The sequence below is a fragment of the Synechococcus sp. WH 8016 genome, from assembly GCF_000230675.1.
Classification (GTDB): Bacteria; Cyanobacteriota; Cyanobacteriia; order PCC-6307; family Cyanobiaceae; genus Synechococcus_C.
On record NZ_AGIK01000001.1, the window covers coordinates 1,125,641 to 1,141,295 of the forward strand.

The 15,655-nt window shown below is 54.3% G+C and carries 23 protein-coding genes and 1 tRNA gene; 11 read left to right on the forward strand and 13 right to left on the reverse strand.

From position 1 onward, the window contains the following. Positions 1–318: 318 nt before the first annotated feature. A complete protein-coding gene (locus SYN8016DRAFT_RS15725) occupies positions 319–720 on the forward strand; it encodes a hypothetical protein (RefSeq protein WP_006853452.1) in 402 nt (133 codons plus the stop codon). Further along, on the forward strand, positions 721–1,275 hold the full coding sequence (locus SYN8016DRAFT_RS15730; protein ID WP_006853453.1) for a hypothetical protein: 555 nt from the start codon (positions 721–723) through the stop codon (positions 1,273–1,275). A gap of 243 nt (positions 1,276–1,518) precedes the next feature. Here the strand turns inward: SYN8016DRAFT_RS15730 and SYN8016DRAFT_RS06095 are convergent, their stop codons facing one another. From SYN8016DRAFT_RS06095 to SYN8016DRAFT_RS06105, 3 genes are all read right to left on the reverse strand, one after another. Continuing rightward, positions 1,519–1,755, reverse strand: a complete 237-nt coding sequence (locus SYN8016DRAFT_RS06095) for a DUF3104 domain-containing protein (RefSeq protein WP_371212436.1) — start codon at positions 1,753–1,755, stop codon at positions 1,519–1,521. A gap of 172 nt (positions 1,756–1,927) precedes the next feature. Then, entirely contained in the window at positions 1,928–2,287 is a 360-nt protein-coding gene (locus tag SYN8016DRAFT_RS06100; protein WP_159098305.1) for a hypothetical protein, read from the reverse strand. Between the two features lie 187 nt (positions 2,288–2,474). Beyond that, on the reverse strand, positions 2,475–3,011 hold the full coding sequence (locus SYN8016DRAFT_RS06105) for a DUF2808 domain-containing protein (RefSeq protein ID WP_141561386.1): 537 nt from the start codon (positions 3,009–3,011) through the stop codon (positions 2,475–2,477). 611 nt (positions 3,012–3,622) lie between these two features. Between SYN8016DRAFT_RS06105 and SYN8016DRAFT_RS15315 the strand changes: the two genes are divergently transcribed. After that, positions 3,623–3,781, forward strand: a complete 159-nt coding sequence (locus SYN8016DRAFT_RS15315; RefSeq protein ID WP_159098306.1) for a hypothetical protein — start codon at positions 3,623–3,625, stop codon at positions 3,779–3,781. Positions 3,782–3,816: 35 nt separating this feature from the next. On the opposite strand, the gene SYN8016DRAFT_RS06110 is transcribed toward SYN8016DRAFT_RS15315, so the two are convergent. Further along, entirely contained in the window at positions 3,817–4,224 is a 408-nt protein-coding gene (locus tag SYN8016DRAFT_RS06110) for a hypothetical protein (protein ID WP_253909792.1), read from the reverse strand. Between the two features lie 433 nt (positions 4,225–4,657). Between SYN8016DRAFT_RS06110 and SYN8016DRAFT_RS06115 the strand changes: the two genes are divergently transcribed. From SYN8016DRAFT_RS06115 to SYN8016DRAFT_RS06120, 3 genes are all read left to right on the forward strand, one after another. Then, positions 4,658–5,167: a hypothetical protein gene (locus SYN8016DRAFT_RS06115; protein WP_006853459.1), complete on the forward strand. Its 510-nt coding sequence runs from the start codon at positions 4,658–4,660 to the stop codon at positions 5,165–5,167. Positions 5,168–5,267: 100 nt separating this feature from the next. Beyond that, the gene (locus SYN8016DRAFT_RS15950) at positions 5,268–5,393 is read left to right on the forward strand and encodes a hypothetical protein (RefSeq protein ID WP_255445021.1); all 126 of its coding nucleotides are present in this window, start codon (positions 5,268–5,270) and stop codon (positions 5,391–5,393) included. Next, positions 5,393–5,578, forward strand: coding sequence for a hypothetical protein (locus SYN8016DRAFT_RS06120; protein ID WP_006853460.1), 186 nt, complete (start codon positions 5,393–5,395; stop codon positions 5,576–5,578). The genes SYN8016DRAFT_RS15950 and SYN8016DRAFT_RS06120 overlap by 1 nt, the downstream gene beginning before the upstream one ends. Positions 5,579–5,646: 68 nt before the next feature. On the opposite strand, the gene SYN8016DRAFT_RS06125 is transcribed toward SYN8016DRAFT_RS06120, so the two are convergent. Beyond that, positions 5,647–6,066, reverse strand: a complete 420-nt coding sequence (locus SYN8016DRAFT_RS06125; RefSeq protein WP_006853461.1) for a hypothetical protein — start codon at positions 6,064–6,066, stop codon at positions 5,647–5,649. Positions 6,067–6,086: 20 nt separating this feature from the next. Here SYN8016DRAFT_RS06125 and SYN8016DRAFT_RS06130 point away from each other — a divergent pair, with 20 nt between their 5' ends. The 3 genes from SYN8016DRAFT_RS06130 to SYN8016DRAFT_RS06135 all read left to right on the forward strand — a co-directional run bounded on the left by SYN8016DRAFT_RS06130 (position 6,087) and on the right by SYN8016DRAFT_RS06135 (position 7,209). Beyond that, positions 6,087–6,272, forward strand: a complete 186-nt coding sequence (locus SYN8016DRAFT_RS06130) for a hypothetical protein (protein WP_006853462.1) — start codon at positions 6,087–6,089, stop codon at positions 6,270–6,272. 254 nt (positions 6,273–6,526) lie between these two features. Continuing rightward, complete coding sequence (locus tag SYN8016DRAFT_RS15520; RefSeq protein WP_006853463.1) at positions 6,527–6,670, forward strand: hypothetical protein; 144 nt, start codon at positions 6,527–6,529, stop codon at positions 6,668–6,670. Positions 6,671–6,774: 104 nt separating this feature from the next. Further along, positions 6,775–7,209, forward strand: coding sequence for a cupin domain-containing protein (locus SYN8016DRAFT_RS06135; RefSeq protein ID WP_006853464.1), 435 nt, complete (start codon positions 6,775–6,777; stop codon positions 7,207–7,209). Positions 7,210–7,322: 113 nt separating this feature from the next. Here SYN8016DRAFT_RS06135 and SYN8016DRAFT_RS06140 read toward each other — a convergent pair. After that, a tRNA-Arg gene (locus tag SYN8016DRAFT_RS06140) sits at positions 7,323–7,396 on the reverse strand. 66 nt (positions 7,397–7,462) lie between these two features. Here SYN8016DRAFT_RS06140 and SYN8016DRAFT_RS06145 point away from each other — a divergent pair. Further along, positions 7,463–8,239, forward strand: coding sequence for a helix-turn-helix domain-containing protein (locus SYN8016DRAFT_RS06145; RefSeq protein ID WP_006853465.1), 777 nt, complete (start codon positions 7,463–7,465; stop codon positions 8,237–8,239). Position 8,240: 1 nt separating this feature from the next. Here SYN8016DRAFT_RS06145 and SYN8016DRAFT_RS06150 read toward each other — a convergent pair whose 3' ends face one another. After that, entirely contained in the window at positions 8,241–8,480 is a 240-nt protein-coding gene (locus tag SYN8016DRAFT_RS06150; protein WP_006853466.1) for a hypothetical protein, read from the reverse strand. A gap of 20 nt (positions 8,481–8,500) precedes the next feature. Next, on the reverse strand, positions 8,501–9,367 hold the full coding sequence (rsmI, locus tag SYN8016DRAFT_RS06155) for a 16S rRNA (cytidine(1402)-2'-O)-methyltransferase (RefSeq protein WP_006853467.1): 867 nt from the start codon (positions 9,365–9,367) through the stop codon (positions 8,501–8,503). Positions 9,368–9,390: 23 nt separating this feature from the next. On the opposite strand from rsmI, the gene SYN8016DRAFT_RS06160 reads away from it, so the two are divergent. After that, complete coding sequence (locus SYN8016DRAFT_RS06160) at positions 9,391–10,308, forward strand: 3'(2'),5'-bisphosphate nucleotidase CysQ (protein ID WP_006853468.1); 918 nt, start codon at positions 9,391–9,393, stop codon at positions 10,306–10,308. A 17-nt stretch (positions 10,309–10,325) separates the two neighbouring features. Here SYN8016DRAFT_RS06160 and SYN8016DRAFT_RS06165 read toward each other — a convergent pair whose 3' ends face one another. The 5 genes from SYN8016DRAFT_RS06165 to SYN8016DRAFT_RS15525 all read right to left on the reverse strand — a co-directional run bounded on the left by SYN8016DRAFT_RS06165 (position 10,326) and on the right by SYN8016DRAFT_RS15525 (position 15,617). After that, entirely contained in the window at positions 10,326–12,491 is a 2,166-nt protein-coding gene (locus SYN8016DRAFT_RS06165) for a polyribonucleotide nucleotidyltransferase (RefSeq protein ID WP_006853469.1), read from the reverse strand. Between the two features lie 173 nt (positions 12,492–12,664). Continuing rightward, positions 12,665–12,967 (reverse strand): 30S ribosomal protein S14, encoded by a 303-nt coding sequence (gene rpsN, locus SYN8016DRAFT_RS06170; RefSeq protein WP_038013462.1) that lies wholly within the window; start codon positions 12,965–12,967, stop codon positions 12,665–12,667. Positions 12,968–13,011: 44 nt separating this feature from the next. Then, positions 13,012–14,094: an RIP metalloprotease RseP gene (rseP, locus tag SYN8016DRAFT_RS06175; protein ID WP_006853471.1), complete on the reverse strand. Its 1,083-nt coding sequence runs from the start codon at positions 14,092–14,094 to the stop codon at positions 13,012–13,014. A 19-nt stretch (positions 14,095–14,113) separates the two neighbouring features. Further along, positions 14,114–15,391, reverse strand: a complete 1,278-nt coding sequence (serS, locus tag SYN8016DRAFT_RS06180; protein WP_006853472.1) for a serine--tRNA ligase — start codon at positions 15,389–15,391, stop codon at positions 14,114–14,116. 64 nt (positions 15,392–15,455) lie between these two features. Further along, positions 15,456–15,617, reverse strand: coding sequence for a hypothetical protein (locus SYN8016DRAFT_RS15525; RefSeq protein WP_006853473.1), 162 nt, complete (start codon positions 15,615–15,617; stop codon positions 15,456–15,458). Positions 15,618–15,655: the final 38 nt, after the last annotated feature.

Genomic DNA, 15,655 nt, shown 5'->3' on the forward strand with positions numbered 1-15,655 from the left:
TATTGAGGCGAATCAGAAACGGCCCCATCCTGCACAATCAGCCAAACAGGCTTCATTCCCAAAGCCCTTCAGGGCATCCATCAATCTCTGATGTTCTGGCCATGCTTTCGAGCAAATTAGAGCTTCAGCTGGTGATCCAAACACACCTAGCGATCCAGCATTCATTGATTCGAGGGCTCGGTATCTAGGAAGCACACGAATGCGAGCCAAGGGGCTTCAGGCATGGGGAATCAGATCTCAGCTTGTTTTCCCTGTTCCATTCCCGAATGCTCTTCCCTCTCCAGTCAAAGTAGTGAACCAACAGGGAGTTTCGGCAGCATGTTTCTCGCTCATACCTCCATCGCACAAGCCGAAGAACTTGCAGCCGCTGTTGTCGGTGCCATGCGACTCCCCAGTGGTTGGTGTTCAGCGTTCCAGCCCCACTTCCTGTCTTTGATCTTCCGTGAGCTTCTGGAAGTGGAGATCAACTTCGAACAAATCCGCGGCCTGAGCGTGGCAGAGGCCGGAGTGATTTTTCCAGACCCCCTACAGCGGCAAGAGCTGATCGAGCTGCTCGTCCTGACAGAAATGATGGTCAATCCCATCCCAGCCGAACTGGAGCGATCGTTGGAACACTGGGCAGAGCAACTCAACGTCCATGATCGATCCCTTGTCTTGGCCCGAGATGTAGCCACCCAAGCCAGGGCTCAAGCCCAGAGTGATTTTTATCGGCTGTTCTGAATGGGAGAAGAGGACCTGCAAAAAGCCGAATTTGAAGGACTACTCGAGAAGCATGGGTCGCAAGCATGGACCTTCACGGTGAAGGAAGATCCCGAGCTGGCCGCTCAATGGCGCTCCCTTGCCCAGCTGCCGGCAGGCACGTTAGGAGCTGCTGTTTGGCAGCACTATCAGAGCCATGGCTTCACCACCCCTGGGGAGCTCGGCGGTGCCAATGCCGCCCTTGCGCATCACGATTGGCTTCACGTCCTGGGTGGATACAACGTGGATGTCATCGGAGAGGTAGAGAACGCCGCATTTGGAGCTGCCAGCAGCAGCGTCCCGGGCTCAACGCTCTGGTTTTTAGGCGTGATGGCGATGTACGAGGGAGGACTCTTTGACAGTGTCGTCGCCGGCAGCCATCCGCACCAAATCTCTAGCGCGGGCACGCCGGAGCGAGTCGCCCACGCCCTGCGGCGCGGACGGGAATGCAAGCAGGACTTACTCGCCATCGACTATTTCAGCGTTGCCAATCAACAGCTGGTGGACCTGCAAGAAACCTGGGGCCTCAAGGACTGAGCCTGACAGCATGAAAAAGAAGGGGATTCATCTCAACCTTGAGAAAAAGCAATAAAATTCCAAGAAAGAAGGCCTAAAGAGAAAACTCTTCACACCTTTAATGACCGCCTCGTTTATTCATCTCCACAACGAATAACACCACTCAATTTGTCATCCGCTATTGCCAATAAAACCTAAAGCCAGAGTGAAGCCTCTTGCTTAAGAAAGGCATCCGCAAGGCCCTTACCATCAAAAACTCGTGATTTATGCCATCAGCTGCAGACCATCCAGTGATCGGACAATGTGCGTGACCTCATCACCGTTCACCCAATGAATCACGCCATCATCAACATCTGAAACTTGAAACATTGTGTTCACCATCGGATCCCTAGCTCCCCCCTCACAGAACACCACCTGTCCCATCCACCAATTGTCATCGACCTTTCGAGCCACCCGCCTCTCCGCCTGCACGATGACAAAGTCACCAGAACTAACGCTCAAAAATGCGGGAATATCCTGGCTCGCAAACGGACTCTTGCCCTGGAGAGGGTGATCAATACTCACTAGTACGCCTGAACCACTGCTCGCGTTCTAGGGCATCTGAATCGGTTGGTCAAGCCCTTCCCAAGCCCTGCCAGACCTTGGGTTTCTGCTGAGCAACGGGATCGTTACTTCAGAGAGGAATGGTGATTGACCACTTGTTGCGCCTAAAACCCCAACGCTTCCCTGAATCCTCGGCTTTAGGGACACTGTCAAAAAGAAAACCTTTGGGGTCATCAGGGCGTTGACCAATCTCCTTGGCTCCATCCAGAGGGATCTCAGATCCAACGTAGTGATCGCCCTCCTTACGGCACAAGCGCACTGGAGACTGCGCGTAACTGGTCCAAATCCCTGTTCTCTTCACGGTGTATTGGCCGGCACTCTCCGCCCATTGACTGCAAGCCCTAAGCGCAGCCTCAGGCGACTCATAGCGATTGAGAGCCTGAATGAAACTGATGCAACTGGGCACTTGCGTAATAACCAGAGCCGCCAAAAGGAGATGTGTGATTCGACTAGAAGTCATAAAAGCTCTTGGTTAGGCCACGCCTAAACCATATTGAATCTTTTTAGAGACAAGGGCAGACTCCCTAAAATTCCCAGCCAGCCCCATACCAATCCAACCGCTAGCAGATTTTGCAAAGGAAGCAGCACTCCATCAAAGAAATCAACTGCAATTACGATTAGAAGCGAATGTTTGATCTATAAATGTCCAAACGCAGGACTGGGCCAAGCGTTTGCGAGGGCGGCAGGGAAGGAGATTCGGGATAAAAACTTGCCGACCATTCGTAAACCCCCTGCCTAGGATTAATACTTGGGATCACAACGCTAATAATCTGACCAGGCTTAATGGAAGGACTGAAGATGATCTCAGTGATTCCACTCTCATCATTGGACTGGAGACTTGCAAGACCCTTTTCTCCACGCTTACGCATATCATAAAAGCCAGAATAAACAGTGAGATCCTTACCCCGCCATTTCCACTTCTCAGTGCCATTAATTTGCGACAAGGCAATTCTTTTGAGATTCGCCCCAGCATCTGCGGGTAGCTCTAATGAGATAACGGGATAGGACCTCTGATAGGCATTGGAATATGAATTGTGGATCGAAATATTTCTGGGAGGACTTTGAAAAAACTCCTGACCGTATAACTCTGTCGCATGCGCGCTCAGCGGCTGAGCAAAAAGAAAAAGAAGGGGGAGCGCGGCAGCTTTATTCACGGATCCTTTTCTTTTGATTCTAGTAGGCAACATCTTTCAGGAAGAAGAATGCAGCCGCCATACAGTCGATCGCGAGCGAGTCAGCTCTGCCTTTTAGCTAGTTCTTACAGACGCTATTGAACGAATCGAATAAGGGGGTCTCGACAAAAAGAGAGCCCAGTCAAAGCGTGAAGCCATGAAGCCATTGGGGCTGCAGGGTGGTCTTAGTAACCACCGAAACGCAGCGCAAGCTCTAAGGCCCCATAACCAAAAAGGAACGTGCTTCCAAGCAGTGCCAACTCTTTTTTCGAACTTGCCATAGAAAGGAGGGAGGAACCCACCAGCAACGCTCCAAAGAATCTAAAGGGAATCTGAAGCTCCAATATTTAGAAAACTATCAATCTGGTCATTATGAGCGGCCTGTTTACTCAATTTCATGAAAAACGCTTAACAGTGAACATTTTTTGGCTCCAGCGCAATCTTTCTATTTATCTATAGCGAAATAAAAATGGTTCAGCCTCCGTCGACACCCCGCAGGCTTCACGCCCCTCCACAGCGAGGCTTTTGCGGCGGAGAAAGCCTTGCTTTCTGGATTTCGCTTGGCAGACTAGGCCACCTAGCCGATTGTCCTCTTGTCAGTCGATCGCCATTTGAGAGCCGTCGCGGCCACCTCCCCAGCAGATGCAGCGCATCTTCAACAGGAGGAGCGTCTCCGCACACCTGGCGTCATGAAAACCCTGGTGACACCGAGAGTCAATCTGGAGGAAGGGCTAAGGCAGGGCAGCCGCTGAATGAAAGAAAGCCTGGACAAATCCCATCGCGATCTTCATGGGCCTGGGGAATCGCCCATTCTGAATGGAGAAGAAAAACTCGAAGACAGGACTTCCCAGAGGCCTGGACGTTTAGCGAGCTCATTTTTCGCCTCCACAATCAGCTCGTTCTGGGTGTCTTGATCAAGGGCAAGAGTGTCACAAAGACGGGTAAAAGCCTTTTGCTCTTCGGAGTTAACAGTGAATTGGTAAGCATCCCGAGAGGAGGCAATCACCATGTAGGACAATTTTGCCGTGAGAGCTCTACATTCTTCAGGGATTTCCTCCGCCAAAACCTCCAAATCATTGGGATGGCTGAAGGCTGCGGCCCAAGACGGAATGGCGGCTTCTTTGAGATAACGCTTACCAAGAGATTCCAAGAGCTCCTGCTCCTCAGGTGCCATGTTCCCGTCCGACACAGCCATCAATTTAAGGATCTGGATAACAACTCCTGCCGTACGGAGATCCATAATTACATCCATTTTAATTACCATAGCGTGGCAACTTAATATCAACAAAGTTTTTACCACTTTTTAACAGTGCTTCGGCATTTCCTGTTCCTAAACAGCGGCTCAAAACGTGCCATTGGTTCCGGTGACTAAATGCCCGATCAGCTCAATTTCGATCGACGATTGGAGAACCTCAGGGACATTTTCGTTCCAGCTATGATCGTTAGCTGACACGCACATCTTTAAACGAGCAACCTTTGCAATAAAACAAGGGCTAAACGGAATAAAGAAGGAAATCAATAAGACGTTGGCTTTGTACGTGCCCTAGAGGCAAGCTGCACGCGCCAACTCTGTCCTGAAACAGCCCTGAGAATGATTGCTACATAGAGAAAGCTGTTGCTGCTCGTTGATGGGAACCAAGACTGCGATCTTGGCAGCTGTGCTTTCTGCCATCGCTCCAATGCAAGTGGTGATGGCCAACGAGCCAGGGCTCAGTGCACAGGATGTTGTGCGCCGCTACAGCAAGACAGTGGCTTGCCAAATTCATGAGGAGAGCCCCAGCCAGTACGCCAAGGTCCAGTTGGAGCCTGGAATTCAAGATGGTTTTGGAGCTATCTGGCTGGTGGGTTGGACTGGCGACCTGGGTTGTATGGGAGGCAATGGCACCCAACGTGTGCAGATGACCCTGGTGATGCAGAACGGCTTTACAAGCCGTTCTGTCAGCCCAGTGGTCATTGATGCGGAACCGCTGCCGAAGCTTCTGATGGGAACGCTGTTGGAGCTGCATTTTCAAGACGACGTGCTGACAATCCGCGGCACCACTGGTCGCCAGAAATGGGGCACTCTCAAACAGGTCACAGAGCGCTATCTCTGGCTTGGTCCATGGGGTAACGGCCCACGTTTCAAGCGCCTGTCTTGAGACATAACCTTGACCATGCTCTGTGGAACCACAGTGGTGAAACACTGCAAGTCGTGATAATCACAAACCCCATCTTCACGGCCCGAGCCAAACTGACGAAATGAAACGTCTCCTACGGCTTCTTAAGCGACTGACAGGCAAAACGCAGAAGCCTCCGCTTCATACGCCTGAGGAGTTGGAGTGCTTTAAACGGGATGCCATTGAGAACCGGGGCAAGCACTACTAATGCAGGGCGCAATTGCACTGGGGCTGGTGGCTGTCCTGTTTCTTGGCCTTCAGGTTTGGTGGCTCAGCAAGGTCTTTTTAAATCGTCCACGGCAGCCAAGACCCATGGGCGCTTTGAAATCAAGGGGAGCCAATTCACTCCAAAACGAACGTCATGCTCTGGAGAAGATCTTTGGGAAATCCTGAGAACCAATACAGCGCTTTCAAAGCACCCAGCCCCCACGCAGCCCCCAACTGATTCAGCGCAGATCTGCTTAGAAGTAGAGAAGACTGGATCGGCACAGATGCAGCGCCTTACGCGCCGAATCAACCGATGCCGTATTGGGTGTGGTCAATCCTTTTGGAACCACGAGTGCGTCATTGAGATCCAGACGAACCCGGGCAGAGAACCACGATCCACCACCAGGCAACGATGCACGGCAAACATGATTTTGTTCACGATCAACCTTGCGCTCAATCAACCAACCATCAACGCGATCAATCGTTTGAAAATTCTGAGCCAGGGCTGATGTTCCCATCAGCGAAACAAGCAGCAAGAGGCATTTCATACAACAGAAGACACTCGCATCGACATTGACATGGGTGAAAGGATGAAAAACAACGTGAGCAACATCACAGCAGAGCTTGATACCTGTCATCACAGAAGCCATGGATTCGAGAGATGGTGAATCCATCGAACCCATCTCTCGAATCCATGAACTTCACTCTCCCTGGCTTCGAGTCCTGGAACTTCCAAATCGTGTTTTATGGAAGCATCCTGATTCTTGAAGCAATCCGTGATAGTGAAACGCTAAGCACCGTGCTTCAGCCAATGGACGACACACGCAAGGCCGCTCATGGATTGATCAACACGCCAAGCTGCACCCTGATCGGACATTAAGGCTGAAGCCAAGCATCCTCTATATGATGCCAAACTCGTACTTTTTGAGTGCATTTGTTGAAGCAGAGATAGCTTTATGAATGGAAGCGTCTAAATGTCACTTCCATTCAGCTTTGCGGCCAAGACCAGATCGGCTTGCGCTAGGCCATCAACCTTGTGGGTGTCAATCAGCGCGTCCGCATGTGCCCAGCCCAGGGAAAACTCAACATGGAGTCCCCTCCTTCCGTAGCCTCAAGATCAAGAGACATTGACGCATGGACGAAGACAGCAAAAAGGCCAGACGAACGACTTTTGCCTGGGTCATCGGAGCCAACGTCGCAGCATGGGGTCTCTACTTCGTTCTAACGAAAGTTGTGGGGATCGATTTTGAGATGATTCGCCAGGCCAACTACGGCTGACCCAGGAAGAAGCGCTTGGCGGACTGCTTAGAACGTGCTTTTAGACACACAAATCCTTGGCGACGTCACAGAAGGTGCACAAGTAAGTATTTATTTCTAGTTAGATGTTTGCCCTCTTCAACAAAAAGCCTGAGGTTTGCAACGTGCTTGGTGATTCAATCACCCTTCGCCTAACGGCAGACCAGACCGATGGCAAATACAGCGTTGCTGAGTTTGCGACACCTGGTGGCGTTGGACAGCCCCCTCACACCCACGACTGGAATGAAAACTATGTGGTTTTAGAGGGAGAACTAAACCTCAATATTGGAGGGCACCCAACCATCGTTGCCACTGGCGAATCCTATTTAGTGAAAGCCGGTACGGTTCATGCGCCAACGCCTAAGGGCGATTTCTGCCGTTACGTCATGATCGGCCAACCTGGCGGGGTGGAGTCTGTCTTTAAGAGCCTCAAGGCCAATGAAAAGGAGCTTGATGACATGAACAAGGTCGTCGAGATTGTGACCAAGGAAGGCGTCAAGATCGCAGCGCCCCAAAGCTGAGCATCCTGTCGGCGGCAAGACTCGTAACAGCAGCCAGCCAAAGGAAAACGCTTCACACCGCGCTTGGGAATAAAAAAGGGGCTCAGCTTTTGCTGAATCCCCTCAAGCCATAACGCCCCCTGGCGGATTCGAACCGACGACCGACTGCTTAGAAGGCAGTTGCTCTATCCAGCTGAGCTAAGGGAGCATCAGGCCATTTTGACAGTTGGCGTCCACCACCCCGCTTAAGCTTGAAAACTGTGCGGTACAGACGATGGCCCCCAGCCGGCTTAACGACAGCCACAAGCAGGAAATTGTGGAGCGGTACCGCGCTGGAGAAACAAGCGCTCATATCGCGGCAGCCTTCGGATGCAGCGCAAACACGGTGAGTCGCACCGTTCGGTCTTTGTTGAGCGCTGATGAATACGCCGAGCTCAAAATCCAGCGTGCTGCCAAAGGGACGGCTTTAGAGAGCTCTGCTTCAGAAAGCAGCGTGCCTAACTCAGCACCAAGCACCAACGCGGAGGGCAGCAAAGAGAGCGTGGGGAGTGAAGCTGATGGCGATGCTGTTGAAGATGAAGATGGTGATGGTGATGGCCAAATCCTCGCGCTCGATGATGCCGAAGATTTCGGTGGCGCCGATCTCGACGACAACGAAACCTTCAACACGGACGATGAAAATGTTTTCCATGAGATAGCCGTGCTCCCGGTGGACCTCCCACAGGTCACCACCCAAGAAGTGATTTGCCGGCCCTTCGCCTCTGAACTTTTGCCAGACAGCGTCTACATGCTTGTCGACAAAACGGTGGAGCTGGACCCACGGCCGCTCAGTGAGTTCCCTGAATTGGGCCTGAGTGACCCCTCAGAGCAGCAACGCCAGGCTTTATGCCTCTATGCAAGTCCACGTGCTGCCAAACGCCAATGCGGCCGCAGTCAGCGGGTGATCAAAGTGCCAGACACCCAAGTCTTTGAGCAAACATCGTCCTACCTGCTTGCCCGTGGCATCACGCATTTAGTGGTTGAAGGATCCCTCTTTTCACTCAAGTCATGATTCAGCGGTCTGGGTCTGAATCAGGCGCTGGCGCCAACACCGCAGCCACACTGCCACCGCTGATGATTCCGAGCACCAAGCTGACGCCAACAATGAAGCCGGAGGGAAGGGGGGCAGACCGACCAACGCCAAGGTTGAGGCGATAGCGATCATTCAGATTTTGTGCACCAAGGCAGAGCACTAACAGCAGCGTTAGCCCACTCCCCAAACTCAACAGCAGCAGTCGTAGCCGGATCAGCATCGCAATCGCTTTTGACTTGATCAGTCTGACGGTTCGCTCACAGCGTGAAGTAACGCATAAAGCTCCCGTTTCGAACGTCCAATCCGACTGGACAACAGCTTGGCCGCATCCTTGGCACTCATCCCCTCGGCGGTGAGTGCCAACAACTGCTCACAACACTGCGTGTCGCTTAAGGCTTCGATCTCGAGGGGTGGGGCTCCTCCCAACACCACAGTGCATTCCCCTTGGGGGGGGTGCTCTTGAAAATGCATCCGCGCCGCGCCAACGGTTGGCCCCACCTGTTGCTCATGCCGCTTCGTGAGTTCTCGAGCCACTTGTAACGATCGCTCCTCACCGCAAAGCTCAAACAACTCCTCCAGCAGTTGGCACAAACGATGAGGGGCCTCATAAATCACACTGGTGCGCTGCTCCATTGCGATGAGGGCCAGTCGGTCCCGGCGTTCTCTGCCTTTGGACGGAAGAAACCCCTCGAAACAAAACCGGTCGGTAGGAAGCCCGCTGCTCACCAGCGCCGTCGTCGCCGCGCAAGGGCCAGGAATAGAAATCACCTCACAGCCAGACGCACGCGCAGCAGCGACCAAGTCCTGCCCAGGATCACTAATCCCTGGCAAACCGGCATCACTGATCACCGCCACGCTGCGGCCCTCTTCCAATTCCAGCAACAACTGGGGAATCCGCGTGCGGGTGTTGTGCTGATGGAAGGAACACCGTCGAGCCTCTGAACCGATACGGCTCAGCAGCTGTCCGCTGTGCCGCGTGTCCTCGCAAGCAATGGTGTCCACAGCGATCAACAGATCACGCGCACGAGGCGACAGGTCACCGAGATGGCCAATCGGAGTCCCTACGACATAAAGCACGCCAGCCTCAGGTTCAGCGCGTTGCTTCACAATGGCTCAGCCCAGATCAAACCATGATGCCGAGCTCGCCGACCCTTCTTGCCGGTATCAACCTGGAAGATGTTTTAAAGGTTCTTCGCCCCCTCAGCTGGGGGGCTGCCGACATCCTGCGCGCCTATGCCCGTGGAGAACAACCACCCCACGGTTTTTCGAAAGCCCTGAGCGTTGACAACGGCGGAGAAGGTCCTGTTTCCGCTGCTGATCTTGCCGTCAATCAATGGCTGCTGGATGGCTTAAAACAATCCTTCCCAAGCGCCGCTTGGACCCTTCTCAGTGAGGAAACAGCCAAAGAAAAACTGACGGAGGGGCAACCCTTGGCGGCGGATTGGCTATGGATTTTGGACCCACTCGATGGGACCAAGGATTTCCTCCAAGGCACAGGCGAATACGCCGTGCATCTGGCCTTGGTGCATCAGCAGCGGCCAGTCCTTGGGGTGGTGCTGCTCCCCGAGGCGGAAGAGCTTTGGATTGGGGTCGTGGGTGAGGGGACATGGTGCGAAAACCGCTCCGGAGAACGAGCGCCAGTTCGTTTCAGTGAGCGAACGGTCACCCATGAGCTGATCTTGGTGGCAAGCCGCAGTCACAGAGATCAGCGACTTGAGCAGTTGATTACCGCCCTGGAACTTGGCGACTCCAAGGCCGTGGGCAGTGTTGGCTGCAAAGTGGCCACCATCCTTCGCGGCGAAACCGATTTATACATTTCCCTCTCTGGGAAAAGTGCTCCGAAAGATTGGGATATGGCCGCTCCAGAAGCGGTGCTACTCGCAGCTGGAGGTGCCTTCACCCATGCAGACGGCAGAGAGCTCACCTACAACACCGGCGATGTTCGCCAGGCAGGCTGTTTGATCGCTAGCCATGGAAAAGCCCATGCCACTTTGTGTAAGAAAGGGGCACAGGCCATGGAAGTGATTGATCCCGGTTTTCAGGTCTGAGCCTGGGCGGGCGCCTCTCAGGAGAGGGGCGCTACGGGTGTCGGAGCAGGTTGTGAGTCAGGAGACTCGCCGTTCTGAGGAACGCCACGCAGGGTGAGGTTGATACGGCCGCGATTGTCAATTTCACGCACGCGCACCGTGACTTCATCTCCCACCTTCACAACATCTTCAACTTTTTCGACCCGTGCCTCAGAAAGCTGTGAGATGTGAATCATGCCTTCTTTGCCGGGAAGAATTTCCACAAAGGCTCCGATCGGAATGATGCGGGTAATGGAGCCCGTGAACACTTCGCCCTCATTCACCTTGCGGGTGAGGCCTTCAATGATCTTCTGAGCTTCCTCTGCCGCGGCACCGTCATGGGAGGCAATGGTGACAATGCCACTGTCTTCGATGTCGATCTTGGTGTTGGTTCGCTCCGTGATGTTCTTGATGGTGCGACCACCAGGGCCGATCACAGTACCGATCAACTCAGGATCAATGCGGAAACTCAGCAAACGAGGGGCGTGAGGAGAGAGACCCTCCCGTGGGCTTTCAATCGCCTCCATCATCTTTTCGAGGATGTGAAGACGCGCAGGGCGAGCCTGATTCACCGCATCAGCCACGGTGCTCACAGGGAGACCCGTGATCTTCATATCCATCTGCAGAGCAGTAATCCCCTTATCAGTACCCGCCACTTTGAAGTCCATGTCGCCAAGGAAGTCTTCAATGCCTTGGATATCAGTGAGGATTTTGACCTCATCACCCTCCTTAATCAGGCCCATGGCCGCACCACTCACAGGAGCCTTCAGAGGAACGCCGGCATCCATCAGAGCCAATGTGCTTCCACAGACGGAACCCATCGAAGTGGAGCCATTGGAGCTCAACACTTCGCTGACAACACGCACCACGTAGGGGAAGGTGTCTTTCGCAGGAAGAACGGGCACGATGGCGCGCTCAGCCAAGGCACCGTGACCAATCTCGCGGCGTCCAGGAGAGCGCATGGGACGGGTCTCACCGACGGAGTAAGCCGGGAAGTTGTAGTGGTGAAGGTAGGTTTTTTCGTTGCTTGGATTGAGGTCATCCATCTCCTGGGCATCACTTGGGGTGCCGAGGGTTGCGGTCGACAGCACCTGGGTAAGACCGCGTTGAAATAAACCTGAGCCATGCACGCGCTTCGGAAGCACTCCCGCAGCGGCGCTGATCGGACGCACCTGATCAAGGTTGCGACCATCCACCCGTTTGCCGTCCTTAAGGATCTGCTGGCGCATCAAGGTTTTGGTGAGCGCTTTGAAACTGTTCGGTAGGGCCTTGCCGTTGGCACTCACCGCGACGCGGACGGGATCAGAGTCCTTGAGACCCTGAATCGTTTCCGCCGTTGTGCTGCGAATGGCATCCAGCTTTTCGTCACGCTCAGCCTTGGTCTGCTCGAACTGGCCGAGCACCTCACCAATCGCCTTGCTGCAAGCTTTCTCTAAATAAACCGGCAGCGTTTTGTCTTGCTCAGGAGCCTCTGGAATCACTTGCTCGATCCCAGCCTCTTTCAGGATGGATTGCTGAGCTTTGATCAACTCAGAGACGGCTTCATAACCAAAGTCGATCGCTTCAATCACATCTCCCTCTGGGAGCTGATTCGCGCCGGCTTCCACCATCACCACACCTTGAGGAGTGCCAGCGACAACGAGGTCTAAATCGCCTCGCTCAATCTCCCGATAACTGGGATTAAGGACAAAATCATCACCGAGCAGACCGACGCGAACAGCGGCCATCGGCCCATAGAAGGGGATCTTTGCCAGCAGGGTGGCCATGGAGGCACCCGTCACCGCGAGGACATCAGCTGGAACCCGCTCATCCAGAGACATGCAGGTTGCAACGATCTGCAAATCGTCCCGCAGCCAACTTGGAAACAACGGACGCATCGGCCGATCGATGAGTCGGCAAATCAACGTGGCTCGCTCAGGGGGGCGACTCTCACGCCGCATAAAACTTCCAGGAATCCTGCCTGCTGCGTAGAGACGCTCTTCGTAATCACAGATCAGCGGAAGAAAATCAATTCCGTCTCGACCTGTGGAGCGTGTAGCCGTGACCAATACGGAGGTATCCCCGCACTCAATCATCACCGAGCCACCGGCTTGAGGGGCATACCGCCCAGTGGTCAGCCGTATCTCCCGACCGTCAAAGGAGATCGACTGCGTCTGACCTTGCACGTTGGTTTATGTCTTTCTGTCAATTCTGATTCTTACATTTGAGCGGAACCCACTGCTGGGGTTACCCGGTTAGATCCACAAAATCCAACAGATCCGTCGCCATAAAAAAGGTCAAAAAAAAGAGGTGATGACTCACCTCTTCGTCGAATCAATTGGGAGAGAGTGAACTCCAATCACCAGCTGGACTTCACAACACCGGGAAGTTCACCCTTGTGTGCACGCTCACGGAGCTGGTTACGGCACAGGCCAAAATCGCGATACACGCCACGGGGCTTGCCAGTGGCCCAGCAGCGATTGCGCACACGGTTGGGGGCGCTGTTACGAGGTAACCCTTGGATCTTGCGGTGGATCTCAAGACGCTCCATAGGATCCTTAGCCGCATGAAACGCAGCCATCAGGGCTGCGCGCCTTTCCGAAAAGCGCTCAACTATCTTTTTCCGCTTCACATCGCGGGCAATCATCGACTTCTTGGCCATGCAGCGAGTTCAGATCGGACGTCTTGATCTCTCACTCTATCTGTTCATTGACCAAGCAAGCGCTGAACAACCGTGAGTTGACTGGTATCGCGCACGATCAAAAGCACACTCAGGCCAACCACGAGCAAAAAGCTGGATTGCATCACAATCAGCTGAAAGCGCTCTGGGATAGGCCGTCCGCGCACTCCCTCCAAAAGGATGAACACCAACTGCCCTCCATCAAGAAGGGGCAATGGGAGGGCATTGAGCACTGCGAGGTTGATCGAAATCAACGCCATGAACAGGGCGAGACCACTTCCGCCCTGACTGGAGAGTTGGGCGCCCATCTCCACGATCTTGACCGGCCCACTCACCTGCTGAGCTGTCGTTCCAAAATCAGTGAACAAGGCTCCATATCCGGACACCGTGCGTTGCAACAGTCCAGAGAACTGCTCTGATCCACTTGCGATCGCTTCACCCACGCCATGGACAGCGCGCGTGGATCCACTGAAGTTGGCCTGGAGCTGGGCACCGATGCGTCCTTGGCCTTGATGGTCCTCCGGAGTGAGCGCAATCACTCGAAGCGATCCATTTCGCTGCACCTCAAGTGAAAGGGCTCGAGAGGGGTTGTCGCGAACGGGCGTCACGGCGTCTTTCACGGCCTTCTCGCCACGACCCAGGGACAATCCCTCGATGCTCAAAATTTGATCACCGGGTTGCAAGCCTGCTTTCTCAGCGGGTTCACCCGGCTGAACAGCCATCACCATCACCCCAGGGTCAGGATCACCGGGCACTCCTGCCAGAGCGGTATGGCCGACGAGAACCAGCCAAGCGAGCAACAAATTGGCCAGCACCCCTGCACTAATGACCAGGGCTCTCTGTGGGATCGGGCGGTTGCGAAGAAGGTCAGGGTCATCCGCAGGGATGGGACTGTCTTCCTCGTCGTCGGGGAAGGACACGAAGCCACCAAGAGGAAGGGCGCGCAAGGCATAGGTCACACCTCCACGCTCGAGTTTCCATAGGGCAGGTCCAAATCCAATCGAAAATCCATTCACGCGGATGCCCTGAAATCTGGCCGCAAGAAAGTGACCAGCCTCATGGATCACGATCAGCAGCCCCAGAACCAACAGTGCTGCCAGAACGTTCATATCGGATCCATTAATCGATTCATTCTGGCTGGAGACGATCGCAACCGAAGTACGGAACCAAAGCCTGGGGAAGCTTCACGCTCCCGTCTGGCTGTTGCCCGTTCTCAAGCAGAGCCGCCATGGTGCGGCCAATCGCGAGGCCACTGCCATTGAGCGTGTGAACCAACCGTGTGGTCTTGCCGTCTTTCGTGCGGATAGAGGAGCGACGAGCCTGGAAATCGGAACAGACACTGCAGCTGGAGATTTCCCGAAACGCACCTGCACCTGCCAACCAAACTTCGAGGTCATAGGTGCGGGCGGCGGAGAAACCCAGATCCCCCGTACAGAGCTCAAGCACGCGATAGGGCAGGTCCAGGGCCTGAAGCACGGCTTCGGCGTCGGCGGTGATTTGGGCGTGCGCTTCTTCAGAGCGCTCGGGATGGACGAACCAATACAGCTCAACTTTGTTGAACTGATGCAAGCGAATCAGCCCCCGCGTGTCCCGTCCATAGCTACCGGCTTCCCTGCGAAAGCAGGGGCTATAGGCCACGTAGCGCAGGGGCAATTGATCCGAAGGAATAATTTCGTCGCGATGCAGCGAGGTGAGCGGAACCTCTGCGGTGGGTGTCAACCAGAGGTCATCCTCCGCGCAACGGAAGCTTTCTTCAGCAAATTTGGGCAGTTGACCTGATCCCATCAGGCTGGCGCTGTTGACCAAAACCGGAGGAAGCACTTCGCGGTAGCCCTTCCCCGTGTGCAGGTCCAGCATGAAGTTGATGAGCGCTCGCTCCAGCCGAGCGCCTTGCCCAAACAAGGTCACAAAGCGACTTTGGGCAATTCGGACGGACCGCTCCGTATCGAGCAAAGACAGCTGCTCGGCGATTTGCCAATGCTCAATCAGTCCGTCTTCAACCCTGGGATCACCCCAGCGACGAACCTCTTTGTTGTCGTCCTCGCTGCGACCGTCTGGACAAGCCTCTGACGGCAGATTCGGGTAGCTAAGGAGTTCCTCACGCAACCGTGCCGTGAGTTGCTTCTCCTCATCCTCGATCACGGCAACCTTCTGCTTGATTTGGTTGCCCTGCAGGCGAAGTTCAGCAACTTCAGTCCCTTTTGGATCGGCCCCGGCTTGAATGCGCTGACCAACCTGTTTGCCAATGCGGTTGCCCTCGGCTTGAAGGCTGCTGCGACGCTCCTCGAGATCGCGTTGCTGCTGTGCAATCAGCTGAAGACCTGTGAGATCAACATCCATCCCCCTCCGTCCCAACTCACGGGAAATCAGTTCGGGGTTGTCACGCACCAGGCGCTGGTCAAGCACGGAAGTTCTGAAGAGGGCAGGCTGAAAAGCCTACGTCTCGGTTCAGATCAAATGATCAACGTTCCTAGAGAACCTGTCCAACCATCACCGCGGCAACAGCCGAGAACAAGGTGATGCCGAGGGCTGTAATCGGATTCTGCCCCTGAGCAACCGCAACGGTTGTAATCACACCGGCACCAAGACAGGCAGCAGCGAGTTGGGTGGTGAGATCCGAAAAACGATTCACGGACAAAGGGGCGCTATTGACGAAACATACGGAGGTCG

Bases quoted from the DNA above. Each gene is read 5' to 3' on its own strand.
- SYN8016DRAFT_RS15725 (WP_006853452.1), top strand. From the start codon at position 319: ATGTTTCTCGCTCATACCTCCATCGCACAAGCCGAAGAACTTGCAGCC.
- SYN8016DRAFT_RS15730 (WP_006853453.1), top strand. From the start codon at position 721: ATGGGAGAAGAGGACCTGCAAAAAGCCGAATTTGAAGGACTACTCGAG.
- SYN8016DRAFT_RS06110 (WP_253909792.1), bottom strand. From the start codon at position 4,224: ATGGCTGTGTCGGACGGGAACATGGCACCTGAGGAGCAGGAGCTCTTG.
- SYN8016DRAFT_RS06115 (WP_006853459.1), top strand. From the start codon at position 4,658: ATGGGAACCAAGACTGCGATCTTGGCAGCTGTGCTTTCTGCCATCGCT.
- SYN8016DRAFT_RS15950 (WP_255445021.1), top strand. From the start codon at position 5,268: ATGAAACGTCTCCTACGGCTTCTTAAGCGACTGACAGGCAAAACGCAG.
- SYN8016DRAFT_RS06120 (WP_006853460.1), top strand. From the start codon at position 5,393: ATGCAGGGCGCAATTGCACTGGGGCTGGTGGCTGTCCTGTTTCTTGGC.
- SYN8016DRAFT_RS06125 (WP_006853461.1), bottom strand. From the start codon at position 6,066: ATGGATTCACCATCTCTCGAATCCATGGCTTCTGTGATGACAGGTATC.
- SYN8016DRAFT_RS06130 (WP_006853462.1), top strand. From the start codon at position 6,087: ATGAACTTCACTCTCCCTGGCTTCGAGTCCTGGAACTTCCAAATCGTG.
- SYN8016DRAFT_RS15520 (WP_006853463.1), top strand. From the start codon at position 6,527: ATGGACGAAGACAGCAAAAAGGCCAGACGAACGACTTTTGCCTGGGTC.
- SYN8016DRAFT_RS06135 (WP_006853464.1), top strand. From the start codon at position 6,775: ATGTTTGCCCTCTTCAACAAAAAGCCTGAGGTTTGCAACGTGCTTGGT.
- SYN8016DRAFT_RS06145 (WP_006853465.1), top strand. From the start codon at position 7,463: ATGGCCCCCAGCCGGCTTAACGACAGCCACAAGCAGGAAATTGTGGAG.
- SYN8016DRAFT_RS06150 (WP_006853466.1), bottom strand. From the start codon at position 8,480: ATGCTGATCCGGCTACGACTGCTGCTGTTGAGTTTGGGGAGTGGGCTA.
- SYN8016DRAFT_RS06160 (WP_006853468.1), top strand. From the start codon at position 9,391: ATGATGCCGAGCTCGCCGACCCTTCTTGCCGGTATCAACCTGGAAGAT.
- rpsN (WP_038013462.1), bottom strand. From the start codon at position 12,967: ATGGCCAAGAAGTCGATGATTGCCCGCGATGTGAAGCGGAAAAAGATA.
- rseP (WP_006853471.1), bottom strand. From the start codon at position 14,094: ATGAACGTTCTGGCAGCACTGTTGGTTCTGGGGCTGCTGATCGTGATC.